Genomic DNA, 24379 nt, shown 5'->3' on the forward strand with positions numbered 1-24379 from the left:
AGACCCAATTCTTCAAAATTTCCCCAGCTTTGTTGCCAAAGCTCTTGTGGAAATCCTAGGGATGGGTGTCATGACGCACACGAGTACGGGTTACCTGTTGTTCACGCAGTGCTTACGCGAGGACTACGCGCCCGCTACTCGTGGGCACCACGGTCGGGCCTAAGGTCCTACGTAGGTAGTCGTGTCAGGAGTCGCGGAGGTCCTCGCGGCGATTGACGCCGAGCTTCGCGAAGATCCGGTACAGGTGGCCCTCGACGGTCCGCACCGACACGTTCTTCTTCTCGGCGATGTCGCGGTTGGAATAGCCCTCCTTGACGAGGGCCGCGATCGCGCGTTCGGTGGGAGTGAGTTGCGCTGCACCCGTGCCGGAGGACGCGGACGTGAGCGACTGTGCTTCCGGGCCTTCACGTTGCTCGCCGAGAACCACGAGCCGGCGCTGGACGGCGCGATTGCGTCGACCGGCCGACTGACCGCCGGCATACTGCTGCGCGAGTGACAGGCCGGCAAACTCGAAGGCCACGTCACCGTCCTCGCCGGCGCGGCTCGCCGCCAGGATCATCCCCTCGGCATTCCTGGCCTGCGCAGCCCTGAGGTACTCCAGGAGCGTCGCCGCTTCCCGGCCTTCGTACTGGGCGAGCACCCGGATCATCGGGGTGATCGCGTTGGTATCACCCAGGAGCAGGGAGAGCTTCAGTGCTGTCGCGGCCAGCTCCTTCATCTGGTTCTTCTCGGCAACGGATGCGAGGCGCAGCAGGTCCTCGCGTCCGGCGGGCGCATCCCCCAGGATGCTTGCGGCGGCCGTGGTGAAGATACTGCCGCCCAGATGCATCGAGCGCGACCCGCGCTGCGGCGTGTGCTCGAACTCCTCGATCAGTGTCCGCGCCCGGCTCGTGTCGCCGGCACGTGCCGATGCATAGGCCGCCAACCCGACCAGGAGCGTCCGTACCTGGCTGGTGTCGATGTCCGTCAGGGCTTCGAGTGCCAGGACGAACCGATCGCGGGCCTGCCTGTTCTGTGCCGCCCGGAGGGCCGTCATGCCGGCCACGACGTCGCCCCAGCCGGCGAAGTTCAGCATGGTGAGCGGGTGCAGCTGCGCGTGGGAGCGGAGGACGTCGCCCGCCTCCGCCGTCCGGCCGAGACCCGTGAGGATGACCGCGTGGCGGGCCACGGCGCGCTCGCGCAGGGTGAGCAGCTGCACGCCGGCGCGGTCGGTGAGGTCCAGGGCCTCCGCGGAACAGCTCCTGCCCTCCTCCCCCCGTCCGGTGCTGCTGAGGAGTTCGGCGAGCAGGAGCAGGGACGCTGCGCGGGTCTCCTCCGGGGCTCCCGGTGCTTCGGAGACGCCGCGCAGGGTCTCCTCGACGCCGTCGTACCTGCCCTCGAGGATGAGGACATGACACTCGAGGACCGCGCAGCCCAGCTGGTCGCCGGCCGGATCCTGGCCCGTCGGAGAAGCCTCGTCCGGCCGTGCGAGCTCGGTGATCAGGGAACGCCAACGGGCCACGTCAGCCCTGAGGTCCGCGGTGGAGGCACCCGACAGAAGTTTGAGGTCGAAGGACAGCCGCGTTGCGTCCCTCGCGACCTGCAGGTCTCCACAGTGTCGCAGAACCTCGTCGACGAGTTCGTGCGCGTAGTCCACCGTGCCCCGACCCATGTGGGCGCGAGCGGTTTCGATGAGCACCCGCCCGCGGAAGCCGGGCGCCGAGACGGCGCCGGCCGCACGGAGTGCGAGGTCGTGATCACGGAGGTCGTTCGCCACGGCGGCGGCTCGCAGGAGTGTCAGGTCATCCGGCGGAGAGCCGGTCTCGAGGCCCCAGGAGACCCTGCGCAGGAATCCCTCCGACGAGGCCGGCTCCTCGTCCGTGACCTCCAGCAGCCGTCGACAGATCGTGATCCTGCGTGCAGCGGGGACCTGCCCCCGGAGGACATCGCCGTACACCGGATACGCCAGACGAACGTCCTGGTCGGGGCTCACGGCGAGCAGGCGTTCGTCGAGCAGCGCCTGCAGGGTGGCCGGATCGACGCAGCCTGTCACTGCCGAGAGCGGGATCGGCTCCGCGAGCGCCACGAGTTCGAGCGCCCGGTGGTCGTCGCTGCTTCGTGACCGGAAGCGAGCGCGGACGAGGTCGCCCATCCGCAGGTGCACCGTCGACCGGTCTCCGTCGAAGCGCCAGATACCGTTCCTGCTGCGGAGTTGCCCCGCGGACCTCGCCTGCTCGAGGAATGTGCGCAGGAACAGCGGATTGCCACCGGTGAGCAGGGCGAGCGCGAGCGAGGTCCCCGTCAGTACCGGCCCGCCGAGGACCTGCGCGCACACCAGCGCCACCTGGTCGGTGTCGAGCGGCTGGAGATCGAAGCGTGCCAGCAGACCGTCCGCGCCCAGTGTCCCGAACTCCGCGGGGACGTTGGGCGACGTGCGGATCAGGACCAGTGCCTTGGCCCGGCGGGCACTGATCAGTTGCGTGAGGAGCGAGGTGGAGCTGTCGTCCAGCTCGTGGGCATCTTCGACGATGATCAGCGGGAGGCGGCCCGGACGGTTCGATCCCTCTGCGGCGAGATGCCCCATGACGGCTCGGAGGACCGCCACGGGGGAATCGGCGTCCGTCACGGACAGCGTGTGCAGGTAGGGTGCCAGGGCGCCGAAGGGGATGGCGCGCAACGAACTGCCGCCGGTCACCCTCAGCACCGGGGCCGTCCAGTGCAGACGTCCGACGACGGCGCGCGCCACGGCGGTCTTCCCGACACCGGCTTCCCCCACGAGCATCGCGCCGAACCCGGCGGGGTCGCTGAGCGCTGCACGAACGTCCTCGATGAGGCGGTCGCGCCCCACCAGTGCCGAGCGGGTACCGCTGGTGGTCACGGCTGCTGTCCGAAGATCAGGGAGAGTTGTTTCCGGCTCGAGAGGCCGAGTTTGGTCATGACCTGATGCACGTGCCCCTCGACCGTCCTGGGCGAGATGTGCTCCTGCTGGGCGATGTCCTTGTTGGCGACGCCCTGGGCCACGAGCCGCGCGATGGCTCGCTCGCGTTCGCTGAGCAGCTTCCGCCGCACGTGACGGCGGGCAGGGGTCGAGGTCCTCCTGAGGATCTGCTCCGCGTGCACCCTGATCATCGGATCGTCGGTGGGACCGAGGTGTTCCACGCTGAGCGCGGCGATGTCGCCGGCCAGGGTGTAGTTGTCGCTGTCGAGAGCCGCCCTGGCCACTTCCTTCAGGGCGCGGGGGTCCTGGGACGACAGCGCCTTCGCGAATGATTCCACCAGTCGCGCGAAGTGGCCGTCGGTCGCCGATGCCGAGGCAGCGAGCGATTCCGCGACGTCGTGACGACCGAGCTGGACGGCCTGGGAGAGGAAGAAGAGCTCGACCCCCCGGTACCCCCTGCTGCCGAGGTCGGCGGCCCGCTCGACGAACTCGGTGACGACGACCTCCGGAGTATCCAGCCACGCCTCGGTGAGCAGGGTGAAGTACTGGACCGCCTCGCGGAGATGCCATGGATACCGCTGACTGGAGAGGTCGATGGCGCGGAGGTGGTCCTCGGCCGTCTCGGCGTCGTTCTCGAGCGCGTGGGCATAGGCGGCCGCTGCCTCGGCGAGGGGCAGCAGTCCATGGCGGTCCCGCATGCGGAACTGGCTGATGGCCGGCGTGAGCTTGACCAGCGCCTTCCTGCTGCGGCCGAGGAACGCGAGCAGCAGTCCTTCGGCGAACTCGGCGGAGGAACCGCCGAAGACCAGCGCTCCCGGCTGGTCGCTGCGTGCCCGGGCGAGAGCGAGTCCCTCGCCCCAGCGGCCCGAGACGAGCAGCGCGCCGAAGAGTCGGACGGACGCGGCCTCCTGGTCCAGCGTGCCCGCACCCGACGTCTCGAGGCGAGCCGCGACGGTGCGGACAGCGCTGAGACCGGCCTCCGGCGAGCCCGTCATCGCCTGCGCGACGCCGACGAGGCCGCGCACGCCGGCGCTCCACGCCGATTCATCCGACCGGCCGCTCAGCACGGCTGCGCCGTGCTCGCGGAGGGCTTCCAGTTCACCCTCGAAGAAGTCCAGCTCCAGCCGCAGGAGATCGGCCCTGTCGAGCAGCTCACCGACCGCGTGCGCGTCCGCTGACGCGAGCCGGCCCCTGACGTCCTGAAGGTGTGCTGCTGCGTCCTGTTCGCGGCCGTGGGTCCGTATGCTCAGCCTCGCGGCGAGGAGACGGATCTCCACCCAGTCGGGGAGCGGGGTGTCGTCCGACGACGCTGCGATGATCGCGTCGACGGCGTCGAGCGCCTCGCCGGTCCGGCCGTCGAGCCAGAGCCGACGCGCGCGTTCGGTCTCCGTTGCGCATGTCTCCCGCCCCGGCGGGACGGCTCGAAGGAAGCGTTCGGCGGCTCCGTCGATCCGGTGGTCGTTCGCGATCCGGGCGAGCAGCGTGAGTTCGTCGACCTCGAGGGTTGCGCCCTGATCCATCGTCCACCGGGCGAGCGCGGTACAGCTCGCTGCAGGGATCGACGGCTCGTGCCGGAGCTGGGCCACCTCCTCGAGGGCGCGTCGACCGGCGCCCGAGAGCAGCTGGGCACGGACCACGTCCGCCAGCACCTGGTAGGCCAATCCGACCATGGGCCTGTCCTCGGGACCGATCCCGAGCAGGCCCTCGTGCTGGAAGCGGTCGAGGGACTCGGGCGCGGCCACCTGGAGGGCGACGGCCACGGGGAGATGCCCCGCGACGGCGAGGACCTCGAGCAGCGCGCGGTCCTCGCCGTCGAGTGCCGCGAGCTTGCCTGCGGTCCAGTCCGTGTCGGAACGTCCCGAGCCGAGCCGCGGGCTGTCCCTGGACACCCAGACGCCATCCAGGAGAAAGAGATGACCGGATGCGACGTCGGCCTTGGCCGCCAGCTGGAGGTAGCGGGGATTCCCCCCACTCGCCAGCCAGAGCTCCTGCGAGGCGGAGCGGGAGACCGGCGCTCCGAGGGCGGTCGCGAGCATCTCCATGGCGGCGTCAGGGCTCAACGGTTCGAGGTCGACCCGCTTCAGGACGCCGTCCTTCCAGAGGTCGAAGAACTCGCCCGGCGCATCGAGGATCTCCTCGCAGGTGATGAGCAGGCGGACCGCACCCACACGGGCCAGGTGGGCGATGACCGTCGCCGAGAGCTCGTCGATGTTTCGCACGCCGTCGATGTGCATCAGCGTCGGCCGGCCGCCCTGCACCTCGAAGCGGCGCTGGAGCGCGTTGAGGACCAGGAGGGGGCACGCGGCTGTTGCCTCGTCGAGTTCTGCGATGAGGACGTTCAGCGCCCCGTAGGGAGTGGTCGCGTGGGTCGATGAACCACGCAGGTAGAGATGGTCGTACTGGGATGACACGGCATTGATCACCCGCTGGGCGATCAAGGTCTTGCCGAGCCCCGATGCCCCGATCAGGACGACGCCGCTCGCGCCCTCCTCGGAGAAGATCCGGGCGACCTCGGCGACCTCGGCGTCCCGTCCCACGAAGGGCCACCGGCCGTCGACGACCGTCACGGGGCACGCCTGTGCCGGGCCGTGACCCGGTCGATCACCGACGGGTCAGCCGCGCAGTCACCCGCCCGTTTCCTCCATTGCATCAAGTTTCGCCCCATAGCGCTCGTCCTAGAGCAGCCACATTACAGGTAGCCACCCGCGTCGGGCGGCAGGCCGGCGCGGAACGAGCCGGTGTCAACGCTTCCCGTCGCCGCGCCCTACTTCGCCGGGTGGAAGCGCTGCTGCGTCTCCAGGAGTCCCGCGGTGATCAGCTGCTCGACGGCATCGGCGGCGTCGTCGAGGAGGAACGGCAGGTCCTTCTTCTCCGCGGCGCTGAAGTCCTTGAGGACGAAATCGGCGGGATCCTGGCGTCCGGGTGGGCGTCCCACCCCGACCCGCACGCGGTGGTAGTCCTTGGTACCGAGGGCCCTGCTGATGTCGCGCAGGCCGTTGTGTCCACCCTCTCCGCCACCCAGCTTCAGCTTCAGCGTGTTGAAGGGGATGTCGATCTCGTCGTGCACGGCGATGACGTGATCCGGATCGATGCCGTGGAAACGGGCCAGCGCACCCACCGGGCCGCCGGTGAGGTTCATGTACGTCAGGGGCTTGGCCAGGACGACGCGCGGCCCACCGATGCCGAGTCTGCCCTCCAGCGTGACGGCCTGCGCCTTCGCGGAGGTGAAGCGGCCGCCCACGCGCGTGGCCAGCAGATCGAGGACCATCTGGCCCACGTTGTGTCTGTTGCCGGCGTAGCCGGGCCCGGGATTCCCGAGCCCGGCTACGAGCCAGGTGTCAGTGGACACCGTGCGGTTCCTGCCTACTGCTCGTCGGCGTCGGTGATGACGGCGTCCTTGTCGGCGTCAGGAGCCGTCGCACCTTCGGAGGTCGCCTCAGGATCGACCTCGGTCTCCTCGGTCTCGCCGAGGTCCTGGACCACGGGCGCCATGAGGTTGACGACCAGCGTCTCCGGATCGGTGACCAGGCTGACGCCCTGCGGGAGGACGACGTCCGCGGCGTAGATGTGCTCGCCGATCCCGCGGCCCTCGATGGTCACGGTGAGGGTCTCGGGGAGGTGCGTGGCCTCTGCCTCGACCAGCAGGGTGGTGGTCTCGAGGTTCCAGGTGGTGTCGGGGGTCGGCTCGCCCTCGACGTGGATGGTGACATCGACCTCGACCTTCTCGCCGCGGCGAACGGTCAGGAGGTCCAGGTGCTCCACGATCTGCTTGATGGCGTTGCGCTGGATGTCCTTGACGAGGGCCAGGTGGTCCTCGCCGTCGACGTCGAGCGTCAGCAGGGCGTTGGGCGTGCGCACCGCGAGGGTGGTGGCCTTGGCAGGCAGCAGGACATGGATCGGATCCGCGCCGTGACCGTAGATGACCGCGGGGATCATGTTGGCGCGGCGGGCCTGGCGGGCTGCGCCCTTGCCGAATTCGGTGCGGACGTGTGCGGCGAGCTTCTGCTCGGACATGGTGTCTCCTTGGGTCAACGAGTGCGGCAGCCGCGGGTGCGGGTACCACCGGGTACGTTGCCGGGGCGGGAGGAACGCGTATCGGGCCGGTCCAGGAAACCGCCCGCGCTGCAGGAGAGCAGACCGGGAAACTTCGCTAGCCACCGTCGATCACGGAGTTCGCCAGCACATCCGGATCATCTCCGACGTCCTGCTGGCCGCTCCCTCGCCTAGGCATCGCGAACAATGCTACCGCACTGGCCGCGCCCCGGCGCATCCGCGATACTGGTGGCTGTCCTGCGCACGTCACCATCGTCGCCGTCCGTTCCGCCGTGAAGGGCTCCTCGTGACCACCGCGCCCCTGCCCTCGCCCCGCCGCCGGCGGATCACGCTCGCCCTGTGCCTGCTGTGGCTCGTGGCGGCGGCGCTGATCGTGCTCTCTCCGTTCCCGGCGGACCGCGGCGTCGGTAGCGGGCTCCGACGCGTCCTGGCGGGCCTGCAGCGACTGGGCTTTCCCGCCTGGTTCGACTACGCGTTCGTCGAATTCACGGCGAACATCGTGATGTTCGTCCCCCTCGGCCTCTTCTTCTTCATCCTGATGCCCCGCGGCTGGCGATGGCTCGGACCGGTTGTGAGGTTCGGCCTCTCGTGCGGCGTCGAACTGACGCAACTCGTGCTGTTGCCGCAGCGGGTTGCTTCCGGGTGGGACGTGCTGGCAAACACGTCGGGCGCGCTGATCGGGACGACTGTCGCATGGCTCCTGCTCCGAGCGGAACGACGACGCTGACCAGTGAGGTGGCCTCCCGCCGGACGCCTCCGGGTTCTCGTGGCCCGTCTCCTGCCCCCTTAGCGGGTACCTGGCGCCGGAGGAGGACCCGCCGCGGCTGGAACCGGCCCGGAACAGGAATAGACCCCCGCTCCGCAGATCGGGGGTCTATTCGTTATCTTCCGCTCTGCCCGAATCGCACAGTGGCCGATAGTGTGTTCTGAGGGTCGGCGGCGGCTGGGGACGAAGTCCTGGTCTCAAGAGAACTCCTACGCCGCCGACCCAGTCTGAGGGGAAGTCCAGGGAGCCATGTCGCTCGGTCTCATTGCTCGATCCTGTCCAACGAACACCACTCTAGGACGGTCGCCCCGTCCGATCACGAGTAGTGAAGACCCTAACGGGCCCGAACACTACTCATATCGACGCGACCGGGTACCTGCCACGTGCACGCTCGTGCGCCGTGCCTTCAGCCGGTCTCCAACAGGGGTCCGAGCTCGGGCGTCAGTTCCTCGCGTCGACTGATGCCCAGCTTCGCGTAGATGCGGTAGAGGTGGCCCTCGACGGTACGCGTGGACACCGTGAGGCGGTCGGCTATCTCCCGGTTCGATGATCCGTGCAGCGCGAGCAGGGCGATCTCCCGTTCCCGTGCGGTCAGCGGCGCCGCGGGCTCCACGGTCGCCGCCTCCACCGGAACTCCCCCGTCCACGAGTGCGCGCCGGCGGCGGACCGCTCCGGCGAGCGTCCGCTGCGACCGGACGTCGCCGGCCTCCGCGAACAGGGCGACAGCTCGCCGTCCAGCGTCCGTCGCCAGGGGGTATTTCTCGAGCATCTCCGCGCGGTCGCTGGCAGCCGCCATCGTGTCGGCGTCACCGGCAACGGCGGCGGAGGCGTAGGCGTGGACGACCGCTGCCTCCGGGCCCTCCAGGCTGGCGGCCACCTCAGCGAGCCGGGAGGCGCAGCGATCGTCCCCGAGCCACATGGCGAGCTCCAGGATGGTCTTCTCGCAGCCGGGCCATCCGTGCCCGCGTGCTTCTTCCGCGAGATCCACCAGCGCCGGGGTTCCGGAGTCGGGGCCGAGCAGGTGGCGCGCCGCGGCGCAGAACCCGCGCGCCAGGAGTGCGTACTGCCGACCGCCCCCGTGCTCGACGTCGTCGAGTTCCCTGCAGTACTCCCGGACGAGAGCACCCTCGTCGAGAGCCGCTCCTGCCCAGGCCGCCAGGCCGAGGGCATAGGGGAGCATCCCGTCCCGGTCGGAGGTCCGCAGTGAAGCGAGCGCGGGTCTGAGTGTGGCCAGGGCGCTGCCGAAGCGTCCGCGCCCCACATCGATCGCTGCGTCGAGCACGGTGAGGGGGCCGCCCACGAAGGCATAGTCCCGGGGCGCACCGGGGTCGTAGCCCCTCAGCACTCGTTCCGCGCCGCGGAAATCCCCCGAGTGCACAAGGAGGGCCAGCCGGCGCAGGAAGCCCTGCCGGTACAGATCCGGTGCGGGCGCCGCCACCATGCCGGCCAGGGCGCGCTCGCTCTGCTGGAGCGCCTCGGAACTGCGCCCCAGACCTCCCAGGGCTTCCGCGAGGAGGATCCTGGCCTCCACCACGACGCGCGCTGTGCCACCCTTGACGGCGAGGAACGGCTGGAGCGCGTCCACGGCCTCGGAATAGCGTCCTGCGAGATTCAGGACGGACGCCCGGGTCACGGTCAGGGCGTCCTCGCTGCGCGTCACCGCGTCCGGGTCCGCCGACCCGAGCGTGCGCAGCGCGTGCCCCCAGCGGACCAGGGCGCTTTCCATGACCTGGGCGCCCCGTCCCTCCGCCAGCAGGAGCCGAGCCTCGAGGACCCCCGCGGCGGTCACCTCATCCGGCGAGGCGGCCGCCTCGAGCAGCCCGGTGGAGACCTGACGGGCCCTCTCGACGTCCGCGAGTTCCAGGAGCGCCTCGGCCCGGCAGAGCGAGGCGGCGACGCGCGACCGGACGGCGCCGGCCAGCTGCAGTGCTGCTGCCGGGTCGGGCAGGGTCAGGGCGACACGGGACAACTCCAGCAGGGCCTCGTCCGGGAGGGGCATCCCGCAGTCGAGGCTCCAGAGACCGTGCTGGATCCGCGCCGGGGGCGGCACCGGGAGGGCGGGGGCAGTCCTCTCCGTGAGAAGCCTGAAGAGGGACACGCTCCGCCCCATGGGAGTGAGACCGCGTGTGATCCTCGCGTACAGCGACGAGGTGTGCTGGGCGAAAGCGGGATGATCGGGCACGCTCCGGATCAACCCCCTGTTCATGAGCCCGGCCACCGCGGGTTCACTGCTGATGGTGGCGAGGTCGGCGAAGGCCACCATGCCGTTCAGTGCGACGACGTCGAAAGCCACCTGCTCGGACCCATCCAGTTCGAGCCGGGTGGCGCGGACGAGGTCCTCGAGCGCTCGGGGAACCGTCACCGTGCGCGGAGCGACGGTCCAGATACCCTCGGGCTTGCTCAGGCTCCCGGTGAGCAGGGCCTCGTCGAGGACGGCCTTCAGGAACAGGGGATTCCCGGAGGCTTCGTCGCAGAACCAATCGCTCGTCCCGCGGACCACTCCCGCGCCGAGGACCCGGACGCATAATTCGTGCGCCTCCGCATAGTCGAGGGGCCCTACCTCGAATCTCTCGAGGAGCCCGTCGCGACACAGGGAGGCCAACTCGTCGGAGCTGGAGGGCGTCGTGCGGGTGAAGGCGGCGAGCCGCACGATACGGGACGTCGCGAGTTGCGAGAGCAGGTGACTGCTGTCGTCGTCGAGCAGGTGCGCATCATCCACCAGGACGATGACGGGCCGACCGCCCGCGCGGGTCCGGAAGAACGCCAGGACCCTGCGGAGGACGGACAGGGGGGACGCCATGTCCTCAGCGGTCGCGTCCAGGAGGAAGGGCGTGAGGGCACCGTAGGGAATACTGCCCAGCGTGGGTGCCGGCGTCACGAGGAACGGGACGAACTCACCCTGCAGCAGGGTGAGGAGGTGACGTGCCATCGCACTCTTGCCCGTGCCGGTCGCTCCGTGGACGCAGGCTCCGTACACCTCTCCCCTGCGCAGGATCTCCTCGAGGGTGCCGAGCAGCTCGCTGCGCCCCACCAGCGGCACGGTCCCCGAGAGGGCGGAGAACATCACGGCCGGCCGCCCGGCGGGAGGACCTCGGCGAGTTCGGCACGCGTCCTGACCTTCACCTTCGTGTACACCTGGTAGAGATGGCCCTCGACCGTGCGGACGGACACGAACATGCGTTCGGCGATGGCCCGGTTGCTGCTGCCCGCGGCGGCGAGTTCCGCGATCTCCCGTTCCCGGGCGGTCAGGAGTTCGAGCCCGGCCACGGTGTCACCACCGCGCAGCCGCACCGGCAGCACTTCCCGGGTCCGCCGCTGGATGGCCCGCAGGCCCGCCCGGTCGTCGCGACGCGAGGTCGCCTCGCAGCCGAGGCGGGAGAAGTCGAGGACCAGCCGGTAGTCCTGGGTCGCGGCAGCGGCCTCCATGCCGGCGATGAAGAAGTGGGCGTCGCGGACCGTCAGTGCGCGGGCGAGGAGCTGACCCATCCGGGCGAGGGGCCCCTCGAGGGTGCCGGCCACCGCCGCGAGCTGCTCCACCGCCTCGAGGTGACCCAACCGCACACAGGAGGTCAGTGTGGTCAGCGCCAGGACCTTGACACCCCGGCCGAGGTCCATCGCGGCACGTTCCTGCAGCTCCCTCGCGGTCTCCTCGGGGTTCGTGAGCGAGGAGGCGAGGAGCCGATAGTGGCGGGCGGCCCTCCGGATGATCCAGGCGGAGCCCTGCCCCGATTCCGGCTCGAGCACCCCGCCCGCCCCGGAATCACGGGGACGCGTGAGGGCCTGGCCGTAGGAGCGGACGGCGGCAGCGAGCGGCAGCAGCCCCTGCGCATCCGCGATCCTGAGCTGTTCCACGACAGGATCGAGAAGATCGACCGCTTCCCGCGCGCGATCCTGGGCGATGAGAGCGAGGGCGTCCGCCACCTCGGCGAGAGGACCGCGCCGGGGCGAGGACGTATCCGGCGAGTCGCCCAACCCCTCGAGGATGCGCACGGCGTCCTCCCAGCGTCCGACGACGAGGAAAGCCGCCTCGACGCGGGTCAGCGCCTCGTCCACCACCCGGCGCGACACGTCGGCGTGTCGCAGCTCGCGGGCCAGCACCAGCGCCTGCTCCAGGGCAGCATCCTGCTGGTCCTGAAGGGCGAGGGCTTCCACGAGGAGCGCCTGCGTCGAGATCCGCGCCTCATGCTCCTCGCGCCCGGACGCGCGGGGATCGCTGCCCTTCGACATGCCCTCGAGGATCGTGAGGACCGAGCCGTACCGGCCCTCGAAGGATGCGAGGTCGGCCTGGCCGATCTCGACGCGGCGCTGCAGCCTCAGCAGGGCCGGGAGTCGGGCCGCGTCGCCGGAATTCTCGGCACGCTCCCGGCACAGGGCCAGCTGCGCGAGCGCGCGATCGAGCGGCTCCGAGAGTCGATCGAGGAACTGGAGCCGACGGAGCCGGGCTACCTCGAGCAGATGCGCGGTCGAGCACTCGATGGTCAGGAGGCCCGTCGCCTGCAGGAGGCGGGCCGAGGAGGCCGTCGCACCCCTGAGATGGCCCTGACCGAGCGATGCGACCATGGACTGCAGGACCACGGGATAGGAATCCACCAGCCCGGGGAGCGAGGTGATGAGGGCGTCGGCGTCCGCGTGCCGACCCTTGTCGTTCAGGGCGGCAGCTGCGGCGAGACCGCTGGCCTCGCTCACGGGCAGGCCGGCCCGCACGAGCCACCGGACATGGTGCGCAGGACGGGCGGCGACGTCCGCAGCCGCAGCGGGACGGGTCAGGAGGAGCCGGTGGAGTTCCCGGGCCTCGTCGACGGCCAGCGTGTCCGCGAGAGCCTCCGCCAAATGTGCTGCCGCGAGGGACACGCGGGGTTCGACGCCGGCCTCGATCACGATGACGCCGGCGTCCTGCAGGGCGTCGAGATCCCTGGTGTCGGCCAGCTGGGCGAGATCACGCCACCGGAGGGACCCCGCCAGCGCCACCAGGTCGACCACGCGCCGCTGCGCACGGGTGAGGCATTCCAGCAGGGGGGACGCCTCGACCGCCTCGCGTCCGATGACACGCCTGCCGGGCAGGAGCACCCAGCTGGACCCACGACGGGCGAGGACGCCGCCCTGCACGAAGGTCGTCAGCGCGGCGCGGATGGCCTGGGGGTTGCCTCCGCCTGCGGACCACAGCGCCTGGACGGCCTCCCGGCTCACCGGTGCGCCGAGTTCCGCCCGGACGAAGGACCCGGCCTCCCGGAAGGTCAGGGGGGCCAGGTCCAGCCGCCCGAGGGAGCTCGCGCGCCACAGACCCATGAACACCGGGTCCACCCGGGCGAAGTCGGAGGCCGTCAGGATCACCGACGCCGAATTGCCGCTGACGAACTGGCCGATCAGGGTGGACGAGGCCGGGTCCAGGTGCTCGGCATCATCGATCGAGAAGACGACCCTGCGACCGGCGGCGTTCGCCCGCACGCGATCGGAGATGGCAGAGAAGGCGAGAGCCGGGTGAATGACCCGCTCGGACAGGCCGGGAAGCAGCAGATCCAGCGCGTGGTAGGGCACGGACGCGAAGGCACGCCGTCCCCTGATGCGGATGATGTAGGCATGTGCGAGCACCCGGTGGGCCTCGTTCAGCAGGGTTGTCTTCCCCAAGCCCGGGGCGCCGATGACCGCGACGCCGACCGAGCCCGGCCGGCGGGCCACGCGGATCAGGGCCTCGAGCTCCGCCGTCCGCCCGACGAAGTGCGCCGAGGGCACTACGGGGATGGCCCGCGGTACCGCGGACCGTGCCGGCTGCACCGGGGCCGCGGGTGGACTGGCATACGCAGCATTGTGAGACCGCATGGAGACCTACTTCTTCCCAGCTAGTGAAAGGCTTCTTGACGAAGCCTAGGAAGGGAAGCAGCCGGCGGCACGAGTGGCCGCTACGGATTCATCAGTGCTCCTACGTGCATTCTCCACGTAGCGCCCGCGCGGACTACTCGTATCCGCGCAGGACGCTACCTGTCGGCGCGCCGGGGAGCGTGCTGCGGAGTGTCAGGCGTTGCCGTCGAACAGGCTCGTCACCGAGCCGTCGTCGAACACCTCGCGGATGGCCCGCGCGATGAGCGGTGCGATCGACAGGACCGTCAGTTGCGGGAAGCGCTTCTCCGACGGGATGGGCAGCGTGTTGGTCACCACGACCTCGCGCGCCCCGGACTCGGCGAGGCGTCGCGCCGCGGGGTCGGAGAACACGGCGTGCGTCGCGGCGATGATGACGTCCTTCGCCCCCGCGTTCTTCAACACCTGGACGGCGCCGGAGATGGTCCCGCCCGTGTCGATCATGTCGTCGATGAGGACGCAGGTGCGACCCTCGACCTGCCCGACGACCTGCTTGGAGACAGCCTGGTTGGGCACCGTGAGGTCGCGGCTCTTGTGCACGAACGCGAGCGGGGCTCCGCCGAGCCGCTCGGCCCACTGCTCGGCCACGCGCACGCGTCCCGTGTCCGGCGACACCACCGTGACGTTGTCGGCGTCGACCCTCGTGCGGATGTAGTCGGCGAGGAGGGGAATGGCCATGAGGTGGTCCACGGGACCGTCGAAGAAGCCCTGGATCTGCGAGGTGTGGAGATCCACGGACATCAGGCGGTTGGCTCCCGCCGTCTTGTACAGGTCGGCGACCAGCCGGGCGGAGATGGGCTCGCGCCCGCGGCCCTTCTTGTCCTGGCGGGCATAGGGATAGAAGGGGGAGACCACGGTGATCCGCTTCGCGGACGCGCGCTTGAGGGAGTCCACCATGATCAGCTGCTCCATGAGCCAGTTGTTCAGCGGAGCGGGGTGCGCCTGGATGACGAAGACGTCAGTCCCGCGGACGCTCTCACCCGAACGGACGTAGATCTCCCCATTGGCGAAATCGTAGGCCGAGACCGGCAGGAGCTCGGTGCCCAGCCAGGAGGCGATCTCCTCGGCCAGTTCGGGGTGTGCACGCCCGGACGCGAGGACCAGTTTTTTCTCGCCGCGTGCCGTGATCTCGCTCATGACTGACCGCTTTCCTGTGGTTCCTGGGGTTCTGCTGGGGGGATCTGGGGTGTTGCGGTCCCTGGTGTCGCGGCCCGTGCGGCAGCATCCGAGCCGGTGCCGGGCCGCTTCTCGGCGGTCCAGTCCGGGATGTTGCGCTGCGCGACGACGCTGAGGCCGAGCGCACCCGCCGGGACGTCCTTGCGGATCACGGCTCCGGCCCCCGTGTAGGCGCCGTCACCGACCTGCACCGGCGCCACGAAGACCGTGTTGGAGCTCGTGCGGACGTGCGAACCGATCACGGTGCGGTGCTTGTCGACGCCGTCGTAGTTGGCGGTGATGTTGCCGCACCCGATGTTCGTGTACTCGCCGATCTCCGCGTCGCCGGCGTACCCGAGGTGGGAGAGTTTCGAGCCACGGCCCACGGTCACGTTCTTGGTCTCGTAGAACGCGCCGATCTTGCCGTCCTCACCGAGGACGGTGCCGGGCCGCAGATACGTGAACGGGCCGACGCTGGCGCCGCTGCCGATCCGCGCACCACTGCCGTGGGTGCGGACCACGTGGGCCCCCTCCCCCACGGCGACGTCCGTCAGCGTGGTGTCCGGGCCGACGACGGCGTCGCGTGCCACGGTCGTGGTGCCGCACAACTGGGTGCCGGGAAGAAGCGTCACGTCCTCGTCCAGCTGCACGGAGACCTCGATCCACGTGCTCGCGGGATCCGCGATGCTGACTCCCGCCCGCATCCACCGCTCGAGGACCCTGCGGTTCAGTTCCGCGCCGAGGTGGGCGAGCTGCACGCGGTCGTTCGCGCCCTCGACCTGCCAGCGATCCTCGACGACGAGCCCTGCCACGCGGCCACCGTGGTTCCGCGCGATACCGAGGACGTCGGTCAGATAGAGCTCGCCCTGCGCGTTGCCGGCATCGATCCGGCCGAGTCCGTCACGAAGGACCGCCGCGTCGAACGCGTAGATGCCGGAGTTGACCTCGCGGATCGAGCGCTGGGCGTCTGTCGCGTCCTTGTGCTCCACGATGCCGACCACCGTGCCGTCGTCGGCCCGGACGATCCGTCCGTACCCGGTCGCGTCGTCGAGCTCCGCCGTGAGGACCGTGACCGCGTTGTGCTCGCGCGTGTGCGTCTCGACGAGCGCTGTCAGGGTCGCGGCTTCGAGGAGCGGCACATCGCCGTAGGTGACGACGACGGTGCCCTCGACCGTCCCCCGCTGCGCGTCGAGCGCATCGAGGGCCACCTGGACCGCGCGTCCCGTACCGGGGACGTCGTCCTGGTCCACCAGCAGCGCCTGCGGATCGATACCCGCGACATGACCGGCGACGAGGTCCCGCTCGTGGCGGACGACGACGGCGAGGTCGTGGGGTTCGAGCCCCCTCGCCGCGGCGAGCGCGTGGCCGATCATCGACCGCCCGCCGAGGGTGTGGAGGATCTTCGGCGTACGGGACTTCATGCGGGTGCCCGCACCGGCCGCGAGGACGATGACCGCCGCCGGCCGGTCCGCGGGGCGCTGCGACGTCGTCGTGCTCTCTGCACTCTGGGGGCTCACGAAGAGGGCACTCCTACCTGTGGTGTCGGGGCCGGTCGGTCTCCCTCACGGGAGATCGCGTCCGGGGCTTGCGCCGTTCCGCCCATAGGATTCGAACCTATACTCCACAGCTCCAAAGGCTGGGGTGCTGCCATTACACCAGGGCGGACCGTGCGGCAGTCCGCCCCCGGCGAGGGGGCACCTGCGCACGATCATCTAGTTTGCCATGCCCCACTGGCATCGGCGACCTACCGGCCCTTCCCGGGGAGCGCCACCACGCCTCGCCCATCGGCCTCCGCACGCGCGGGGCCGCGGATCGTGTGACCCCGTCGGTGGAGGTCGGCGACGACGCAAGGAAGTGGAAGCATTGGCGAAGGAAGCGGAGTTTCTCGCAAGGACCGGAGGCTCCCGGGGACTGGGACTGCCCGCGCGGGCTAGCCTCACTGCACTGGCCCGTGAAGCGCGGGCGGGTCTCTTCAGAAAGTATTCCGGATGTCCTCCTCCCCTCTGCTGCGCGCACTGGTCGTGCGCTCCGTGACGAGCGCGGCAATCGCGGCCCTCGCCCTGTCCGCCGTCGCCGGTCCTGCCACGGCGGCCACCGTCCCCGTCATCCTCGCGGACGGATCCGCGCTGGCCGGCACGTCCCAGCCGGACGGCGTCTTCACAGCGACGGTGAACGCCCCCTCCGGCTCGAAAGTGAAGTTCAAGCTCGACGGCACGTACCTCGGTCAGGACCTGCGCGCACCCTATTCCTGGCCGATCTCGACCGGATCCGGCCCGCACAAACTCAGCGCGCGATGGGAAACACCGTCGGGACGTCAGGAGACCGTGACGGCCTTCACCGTCGCGCCGCCCGCACCACGACCCGTCGGCAAGCCCGCTGCACCCGCCCCCGCGCCGGCACCCGCACCAGCCCCCGCGCCGGCAGGCGTCGTCCGAGTATCGACGGCCGCAGCGCTCACCTCCGCCCTGCGCACCGCGCGGCCCGGCCAGGTCATCGACCTCGCCGACGGCCGCTACATCGGTAGCTTCACGGCCTCGGCCTCGGGAACGACGGCGGCACCCATCACCCTGCGCGGCTCGCGGGCAGCCATTCTCTCCTCGGGGTCCACCTCGTCGGGCTACGGACTCCACGTCACGGGTTCGAACTGGCGCATCACCGGCCTCTCCGTCTCCTCCTCAGCCAAGGGCATCGTCCTGGATGGCTCGAGGAACACCGTCATCACCTCCGTGGACATCGGAACCATCGGTGCGGAAGCCGTCCATTTCCGCACCGGCAGCAGCGACGGCGGAATCCGTGACTCCGTGATCCACGACACCGGTCTCAAGCAACCCGAGTACGGCGAGGGGATCTACCTCGGCAGCGCCAAGAGCAACTGGACCGGAGGCGTCCCGGACCGCTCGGACCGCATCACGGTGAGCGGCAACCGGATCGTCAACACCTAGGCCGAGGGCATCGACATCAAGGAGGGCACCACGGGTGGTCTCATCACCGGCAACAGCTTCTCCAACTCCGGCACCTCGGGAGCCAATTACGCGGACTCCTGGGTGGATGTGAAAGGGAACGGGTACCGCATCGAGAACAACACCGGCTTCGGCACCAGGCTGGACGCTTTCCAGGTGCATTCCGTCCTGGCAGGCTGGGGTACCGGCACCGTCTTCCGGGGCAACACGGTGCAGGGCGGCGTCCCCGGCCACGAGGTCTGGGTGCAGTCGGCATCCCTCGGCACGGTCATCGCGTGCAAGGCGAGCGGCGCGGCGAAGGGCCTCAGCAACATCGCCTGCCGCTAGCCGTCCCGGGTCGGGCCGAGCGGGCGAGGATCGAACGGGGTACTTCCCCTTCCCGATCCTCGCCCTGGTACCACAGGCCCGCCTACACGGCGAGCGTGGGCACTTCGTCGCGGATGTCGGTCGCGAGCTCCACCGTCGTTGCCTGCGCGGGACGTCCGAGAGCCCGGTACTGCCACCCCTTCGATGTGTAATCGTCGGAATTCAGGGCATGGCGGCCGTCGAGGATCCGACGGTGGCTGACAAGCGCCCCGAGGGCGTCCGGATCGGCGTCCCTGAACTCGGACCACTCTGTGAGCAGCGCGACGACGTCGGCCTGCTCGACCGCCTCCACCAGGGATCCCACGTAGTTGAGATCGGGATACGCGCGGTGGGCGTTGGCGTTCGCCTCGGGATCGTACACGGAGACGATGGCGCCCTCGAGGTACAGCAGACGGGCGACGTCGAGCGCGGGTGCGTCACGCACGTCGTCGGAGTTGGGTTTGAAGGCTGCGCCCAGGGCGGCGACGCGGACGCCTGCCAGGCTGCCGCCGGTCAGCTCGCGAATGAGGTCCACGGTACGGACGCGCCTGCGGTTGTTGATCGAGTCGACCTCGCCGAGGAAGCCGACGGCCTGCCCGACCCCGAGTTCCTCGGCCCGATACTTGAACGCCCGGATGTCCTTGGGCAGGCATCCGCCGCCGAAGCCCAGACCTGGCTTCAGGAAGCGACCACCGATGCGGTCGTCCAGACTGAGGGCTTTCGCCAGATGGTTGACGTCGGCGCCCGTGGCCTCGCAGATCTCGGCCATCGCGTTGATGAAGGAGATTTTCGTGGCCAGGAAGGAGTTGGCGGCCACCTTGACGAGTTCCGAGGTGGCGAGGTCCGCCACGATCACAGGGGTGGCGCGGTCGAGGATCGGCGCGAAGACCCGGCGCAGCTGCTGCTCCGCCCACGGTGAACTCACGCCGAAGACGAGCCGGTCGGGGAAGAGCGTGTCCTGGACCGCGAAGCCCTCGCGGAGGAACTCGGGGTTCCAGGCGAGCTCGAGTTCGCCACCGAGCGGTGAGATCGACTGCACCATCGCGGTGAGACGCGCGGCGGTACCGATCGGGACCGTCGACTTCCCCACCAGCAGCGCCTTCCGGTCGATCCGCGTAGCGAGAGCCGTGAAGGCGGCGTCCACGTAGGTCAGATCGGCCGCGGAGGAGTCCGCCGCCTGCGGAGTGCCGACGCACACGAAGTGGACGTCCCCGAAGGCTGCGGCCTCGTCGAAGTCCGTGGTGAAGCGCAGGCGGCCCGAGGCAAGAGCCTCCTCGAGCTTCTCCGGTAGGCCCGGCTCGAAGAACGGCACCCTGCCCGCCCTGAGCAGATCGATCTTGCGAAGGTCGACGTCGACGCCGAGGACGTCGAAGCCCATGATCGCCATGCACACCGCGTGCGTCGCACCGAGGTAGCCGGTGCCGATGACGGTGATACGCGGCGCGGGGTGGACGATTGCCGGTTTTGCTGCGGATGAAGTACTCATCGGGGATCCTCTTTCTGGTGGGTGGTGTCGCGGTTTTGGGTAGGGCGTATCGCGGTTAGGACGTGCGGCGGATGGGAAGAAGGGAGTCGGAGGTCAGCCGGAGGAGCAGGGTTCGTTGGACAGGCCTTCTCCGGCGTCGGAGGCCGTGTTGCTGCAGTCGACGACGTTGCCGCGGACGGGTTTCAGCGAGTAGCCGAGTCCTGGTCCGTTGACCTGCGCGACGTTGTCACGGAAGACGTTGTCGGTACCCCAGCCGTCCACGATCTCGTGGGTCTGGAAACCGTCGAGCGGAGAATCGGCTCCCGTGTTGTCCTCGATCACCCACCCGCGTCCCTTCACGTCCACCCAGGAGTCGGCCTCGACGATGCCGGACCCGTCGAAGCTGTTGGCACGCAGCACTCCGTCCGAGGTCCCCTCCTTGATGTCCACGTTCTCGGATGTGGTCCCGAAGATGGTGTTGCCCTCGATCGCGTTGCGATCGCTCCGGTCGGGTTCGCAGTTGCTGATGTCGCACCAGTTGCTCTCGGCGGTGCCGATGTAGATCCCCTCGCCGAACTTGGGCTTGCGCAGACCCGTGTCGCTGATCGTGTTCCCGACGACGCGGTTGTCGGTGCTGAACTTCCGCAGGTGGATCGCCTCGTCGCCGATGGTGGTGACGGAGAGGCCCTGGATGAGGGTGTTGGTGCTCTGGTCCACCATGACCCCTTTTTGGCCGTTGCGGACCGCGAAGCCCTGCAGCACCCAGTGGGAGGAGTTCTCGAGGTGGAGGACATAGCCGTCATCGGTGGTGCCGCCGTCGAGGATGCTGTCCGCGTCACCGCAGAGCACGATCGGCTGCTCGGCCGTACCATCCGCGGTGGCGGTGAAGTTACCGGTGTAGGTCCCTGCAGCGAGGCCGATGACATCGCCGGGCCGCGCGGAGTGGAGTGCGTTCTCGAGGTCGGTGCCGGTGGCCACCCGGACGGTCGGCTCGGGGCACTCCGCAGAGGTCGCCGTGGGAGCGGGCGCCGCCGGAGGGGCCTCTGTCCGGCCGGTCCGGGGGGCCTGTTCCTGGTTCGCCGACCTATCGCCGCCGCCGGTCATCTGCAGGGCGACGATCACGACGACGACGGCAGCGGCGAAGGCAACGACAGCGAGGGTGAGGGCGATGAGCCTGCCGCGGCGGTTCATCGGGCCCTGATGTCGTCGATGCGGACGATTCCGCGGGTGAGGGCGGTGAGCGGAACGCGTTCCTCGTAGGGGTTGCGGATGGTGCGGACGCGGAGATGGCGCCTGCGGGTGAAGGCCGTCCCGAGCAGGAGCATCCCGAGGATCAACCATACGAAGGTGAGGGGCTGGAAGACGGACGTCATCACGCTGTGGAGGGTGGGCGCAGGATGCCAGTCCAACAACTCGTTCGCCTCGACCTCCGCGCCGGTGGACCTCTCGTCCCAGATGGCAACGGTGCCGTAGCCACCGACGTCGTTGCCCGTGACTCTCGTGTCAGGGACACTCCCGAGGAGCGACACCCCGTGGCCGGAGAGCGATCTCATGGTGTTGGCGGTGACCGACGCCGTGGCGTCCCGCACGTAGACCCCGGTGTCGCCGCCGGTGATGGTGTTCCTCCGGATGTCGGCCTGCGCTCCGCGCTCGCGCACGGCGATGCCCTGGGTCCGCTGGTCACGGATCTCGTTGTCGACCACGCGGACCCGCTCGGCACCGTAGTTGACGACGACCCCCACCTCGTTGCCCCGGATGATGTTGCCGGTGAGCTGGAGGTTCTCTCCGCCGCTGACCTCGACTCCGTACCGTCCGTTGTCGGCGAGCGTGCTCCTGACGACGCGGTTGCCGCCGTAGGTGACGACCGCGGTACCCACGGCGTTCGGTCCGTCCGCGAGGGGCTGACCGTCGAGTGAGATGCCGTTGCGTCCGTTGCCGTTCGCCGTCACGCGATCGAGCTCCACGCGCGTGCTCGAGCGCCCCACCGTGATGCCGTCCACGGCATTGTCCGACGACGTCGTCCTGGTGATGGTGGCATCGGTGACCGAACGATGCAGCACCAGTCCGTCGACGAGGCTGCCGCTGATCACGGTGTCGCGGATGGCGATGTCCCGGGCGTTGGTGACGAACAGCCCGAACGCGTTGTCGCGGACGGTGAGGCTGTCGATACCGGCGGTGACGACGCTGTAGTCGGAATCGGTCTGGTCCGCGAGGGACTCGAGGTCTTCCTCCGGGAGCAGCCGTGCGCCGGCGGGAGCGACGGCATCGGGTGCAGGACCGGACGCGTCCGCGAACGTGCCGGGTGTGTCGGTCCCGGTCAGGGCGAGGCCTCCGGTGTTGCCACTCCAGAACCCCAGCGAGGAGGCCGTGGTGTGGGCGAAGGATGCGTGCCCCCCGATGACGCGGATGTAGGCCCGACCGTCTGACGTGTCGGAGTCCGCCCCCGAACCGTCCCAGCTGGTGATCTCGAGGTCGGACGCGGGTGTGCCGGCCATCGAGAGCGAGCCGCCGAGGGTCACGATGGACACGAAGGAGTCCTCGTCGCTCTGCATCCGCAGCGTCGTACCCTCCTTCCCCGCGAGCGACAGGGTGGCACCCGGAAGAACCACGACGTTCTCCGTCAGCACGAAGGTCGAGGACGCGAGCTCCGTGAACGTCTCGGGCGCCAGCCGAAGCAGGTCGGCCGTGGTGTAGGGGACGACCTTCGCCGGCAGGACGAGCGTGGTGGTTGCGCCGGTCTGCAGGCGGTAGGGGCCCTCGAGACCGTCGACGCGCCACCGCGCGGCGGACGCGATGGTCCGGACGTACACCAGGCGTTCCTCCTCGCTCGCGACGATGCGCGCCTCGCTGCGGGGATCGCCGGGGTAGAGCTCCCCCTGGACGTTGCCGTTCGCCGCGATCTCGTTGCGTCCCACGGCGTCCACCTCGGACTCCCGCCAGATGCTGCCGGCGGCGACGAAGGCCACGCCTACGAGGGCGACGACGAGGAATGCGACGATGCCGAGGAGCAGGGGTCTGTGACTGGTCATGCGACGGCCTCCCGCGCATCCTGGGGCGCACCCTCGAGCACATGGTCTGCGGCGTCGGTCTTCGGTTCGAGGCTGACGGCGTCCTGCCCGTCCCCGCCGATCTGGTCCGCGTGGCGCGTGAGCCAGCCCTGCTTGTTCATGGTGGCGAAGGCGTACAGCTTGATGGGAAGCGCGACCAGGATGACGGCGAAGGCGAGCACGGGGAGGATCAGGATGTCCTTCGGGTGCCGCCGGAGATGTGAGATTCCGCGGATACCGCGGCCGAGCAGCAGCCAGCTCAGGGCCGCCGCGACGCCGAGCACCGTGAAGTCGAGCCGGTTGAAGAGCAGGTAGAACATGGTCAGGCCCATGGTCACGGGGGTCAGCAGGATCTGGAGCACGGTCACCTTGGTGATGAACGGGACGCGCCACAACCACCCGGTGCCGATCGCCGTGAGATAGCAGCGGTAGGAATTGCGGCTCCACCGGATCCGCTGCTTCACGAAGGCTCTGAAGCTCGCAGGGAACATCGACAGCGCTCGTGCCGTCGACTGGTGGACGGTCCTGTACCCGGAGGCCAGGACCAGCCACGTCAGGCGCCCGTCGTCCCCCGAGATGCACCGCTTCCCGAGGAAGTACTCGTTCTCCAGGTGCTCGAGGACGGGTAGGACGGCCGAACGCCGGTAGACGGCGGTGCGGCCCGAGATGCAGGGCACGGCACCGGCAGCACCCATGGCCGGGACGTAGTCGAGATATCGGAGGTTGACGAGCCAGTCCGCGACACGGCGCCACACACTGGTCTCGCGTTTGTAGACGGTCTGGTGGGTCCCGACGGCTCCCACGAGCGGATCGATGAACGGCATCTGGACGTTCTGCAGCAGGTCGTCCTGCCACCAGGTATCCGAATCGGTCAGGACGAGGATGTCGTACTGTGCCAGGCGGATGCCCGCACCGAGCGCGGACCGCTTGCCCACATGATGGAACAGGATGGGCCTGATGGTGGCGTCCCGGAGGGCCTCGATCCGGGCGTAGGCGTCGAGGTCCGCGACGTCGAGCACGATGATGATCTCGTCGGGCCGCTGGGAACGCCAGGACTCAAGTGCGCTCATGAGGATGTCCGGGTCCTCGTGGAAGGAGGGCACCACCACCGACGTCGTCGTCCGGTAGTTCGTCACGATCGGCTTTGCCCTGTGCGAGAGGATGAACCGGTAGAGCCACAGGCCCCACACGATGGCGCCGGCGACAGCGACCGGGAAGTAGGGCGAGATCTCGGCCCAGAAGGCGCTGATGTCCGTCCTGTCGAACCCGGAGAGCCACGCAGAGAGGCGGCCCTCGAGCACGTCGAGGCTCACATCGAGAAGGGAGGGGGAGTTCGCGGTGAACGCAATCTGGTCCATGGGTGTCCTTGGCGGCGGGAACGGGAGTCGGTTCGCACGTCTGCGGGCGTCGGAGCGACGGGGACCCACACGAGATCTGCGGATCGGCATTGCTCCGGGACCTGGCTGATCATCAGGCCCCTTCCCTTCGAGGTTAGGACGGTGCAACGATTCGGCAGCTACTCGAAAAGCGGCCCGTCATTACGCGGGTCTACTCGCTCGCTCTCGCATGACACGGAGCCACCCCGACTCCGCCCATGGCACACGCAGGTAGTCGACCGAGGAGTGCGCGTGACGCACACGTTGGGCCGGCAGCGCGTGCGGAACCGGTCGACCATCACCTGACCTGCAGTTTCACCAGGCGCGGGATTTCGGCGCGGGTCATCAGTGCAACGACGATGTCCCGATGCGTTCCATCGGCGCCTGAGGCGCCCCCTGCGGAAACCGACTACCCGAATCGCCCACGGGCTCCTCCGGCCCA

General features: G+C 69.5%; 15 protein-coding genes and 1 tRNA gene. 3 read left to right on the forward strand and 13 right to left on the reverse strand.

Annotation, left to right across the window (positions count from 1 at the left end):
- Nucleotides 1-184 precede the first annotated feature (184 nt).
- The 4 genes from FJV46_RS01060 to FJV46_RS01075 all read right to left on the reverse strand — a co-directional run bounded on the left by FJV46_RS01060 (nucleotide 185) and on the right by FJV46_RS01075 (nucleotide 6931).
- On the reverse strand, nucleotides 185-2857 hold the full coding sequence (locus tag FJV46_RS01060) for a helix-turn-helix transcriptional regulator (RefSeq protein ID WP_087030935.1): 2673 nt from the start codon (nucleotides 2855-2857) through the stop codon (nucleotides 185-187).
- A complete protein-coding gene (locus FJV46_RS01065) occupies nucleotides 2854-5484 on the reverse strand; it encodes a helix-turn-helix transcriptional regulator (RefSeq protein ID WP_087030938.1) in 2631 nt (876 codons plus the stop codon). Before FJV46_RS01065 ends, FJV46_RS01060 begins: the two co-directional genes overlap by 4 nt.
- Before the next feature lie 197 nt (nucleotides 5485-5681).
- The gene (gene pth / locus FJV46_RS01070; RefSeq protein ID WP_087030941.1) at nucleotides 5682-6266 is read right to left on the reverse strand and encodes an aminoacyl-tRNA hydrolase; all 585 of its coding nucleotides are present in this window, start codon (nucleotides 6264-6266) and stop codon (nucleotides 5682-5684) included.
- Between the two features lie 14 nt (nucleotides 6267-6280).
- Complete coding sequence (locus FJV46_RS01075) at nucleotides 6281-6931, reverse strand: 50S ribosomal protein L25/general stress protein Ctc (RefSeq protein ID WP_087030944.1); 651 nt, start codon at nucleotides 6929-6931, stop codon at nucleotides 6281-6283.
- A 325-nt stretch (nucleotides 6932-7256) separates the two neighbouring features.
- Between FJV46_RS01075 and FJV46_RS15160 the strand changes: the two genes are divergently transcribed.
- Entirely contained in the window at nucleotides 7257-7697 is a 441-nt protein-coding gene (locus tag FJV46_RS15160) for a VanZ family protein (RefSeq protein ID WP_158250155.1), read from the forward strand.
- 445 nt (nucleotides 7698-8142) lie between these two features.
- Here FJV46_RS15160 and FJV46_RS01085 read toward each other — a convergent pair whose 3' ends face one another.
- From FJV46_RS01085 to FJV46_RS01105, 5 genes are all read right to left on the reverse strand, one after another.
- Complete coding sequence (locus FJV46_RS01085; protein WP_087030949.1) at nucleotides 8143-10800, reverse strand: LuxR C-terminal-related transcriptional regulator; 2658 nt, start codon at nucleotides 10798-10800, stop codon at nucleotides 8143-8145.
- Nucleotides 10800-13553 (reverse strand): helix-turn-helix transcriptional regulator, encoded by a 2754-nt coding sequence (locus FJV46_RS01090; protein ID WP_087030952.1) that lies wholly within the window; start codon nucleotides 13551-13553, stop codon nucleotides 10800-10802. The genes FJV46_RS01085 and FJV46_RS01090 overlap by 1 nt, the downstream gene beginning before the upstream one ends.
- 192 nt (nucleotides 13554-13745) lie before the next feature.
- Complete coding sequence (locus tag FJV46_RS01095; protein WP_055770265.1) at nucleotides 13746-14726, reverse strand: ribose-phosphate diphosphokinase; 981 nt, start codon at nucleotides 14724-14726, stop codon at nucleotides 13746-13748.
- The gene (gene glmU / locus FJV46_RS01100; RefSeq protein ID WP_232008659.1) at nucleotides 14723-16165 is read right to left on the reverse strand and encodes a bifunctional UDP-N-acetylglucosamine diphosphorylase/glucosamine-1-phosphate N-acetyltransferase GlmU; all 1443 of its coding nucleotides are present in this window, start codon (nucleotides 16163-16165) and stop codon (nucleotides 14723-14725) included. The genes FJV46_RS01095 and glmU overlap by 4 nt, the downstream gene beginning before the upstream one ends.
- A gap of 172 nt (nucleotides 16166-16337) precedes the next feature.
- Nucleotides 16338-16409: transfer RNA gene (locus FJV46_RS01105), tRNA-Gln, on the reverse strand.
- A 323-nt stretch (nucleotides 16410-16732) separates the two neighbouring features.
- On the opposite strand from FJV46_RS01105, the gene FJV46_RS01110 reads away from it, so the two are divergent.
- Complete coding sequence (locus FJV46_RS01110) at nucleotides 16733-17686, forward strand: right-handed parallel beta-helix repeat-containing protein (RefSeq protein WP_087030958.1); 954 nt, start codon at nucleotides 16733-16735, stop codon at nucleotides 17684-17686.
- Nucleotides 17687-17788: 102 nt separating this feature from the next.
- Nucleotides 17789-18031 carry a hypothetical protein gene (locus FJV46_RS01115; RefSeq protein WP_087030961.1) on the forward strand — a complete coding sequence of 81 codons (243 nt, stop codon included), beginning with the start codon at nucleotides 17789-17791 and terminating at the stop codon, nucleotides 18029-18031.
- Between the two features lie 82 nt (nucleotides 18032-18113).
- Here FJV46_RS01115 and FJV46_RS01120 read toward each other — a convergent pair whose 3' ends face one another.
- The 4 genes from FJV46_RS01120 to FJV46_RS01135 all read right to left on the reverse strand — a co-directional run bounded on the left by FJV46_RS01120 (nucleotide 18114) and on the right by FJV46_RS01135 (nucleotide 23919).
- Nucleotides 18114-19535 carry a UDP-glucose dehydrogenase family protein gene (locus tag FJV46_RS01120; RefSeq protein ID WP_087030964.1) on the reverse strand — a complete coding sequence of 474 codons (1422 nt, stop codon included), beginning with the start codon at nucleotides 19533-19535 and terminating at the stop codon, nucleotides 18114-18116.
- A gap of 93 nt (nucleotides 19536-19628) precedes the next feature.
- Nucleotides 19629-20705, reverse strand: a complete 1077-nt coding sequence (locus FJV46_RS01125) for a right-handed parallel beta-helix repeat-containing protein (protein WP_087030967.1) — start codon at nucleotides 20703-20705, stop codon at nucleotides 19629-19631.
- A complete protein-coding gene (locus tag FJV46_RS01130) occupies nucleotides 20702-22543 on the reverse strand; it encodes a right-handed parallel beta-helix repeat-containing protein (protein ID WP_087030970.1) in 1842 nt (613 codons plus the stop codon). The genes FJV46_RS01125 and FJV46_RS01130 overlap by 4 nt, the downstream gene beginning before the upstream one ends.
- Nucleotides 22540-23919, reverse strand: coding sequence for a glycosyltransferase (locus FJV46_RS01135; protein WP_087030972.1), 1380 nt, complete (start codon nucleotides 23917-23919; stop codon nucleotides 22540-22542). The genes FJV46_RS01130 and FJV46_RS01135 overlap by 4 nt, the downstream gene beginning before the upstream one ends.
- Nucleotides 23920-24379: the final 460 nt, after the last annotated feature.

The sequence above is a fragment of the Arthrobacter agilis genome (assembly GCF_006494655.1).
Classification (GTDB): Bacteria; Actinomycetota; Actinomycetes; order Actinomycetales; family Micrococcaceae; genus Arthrobacter_D; species Arthrobacter_D agilis.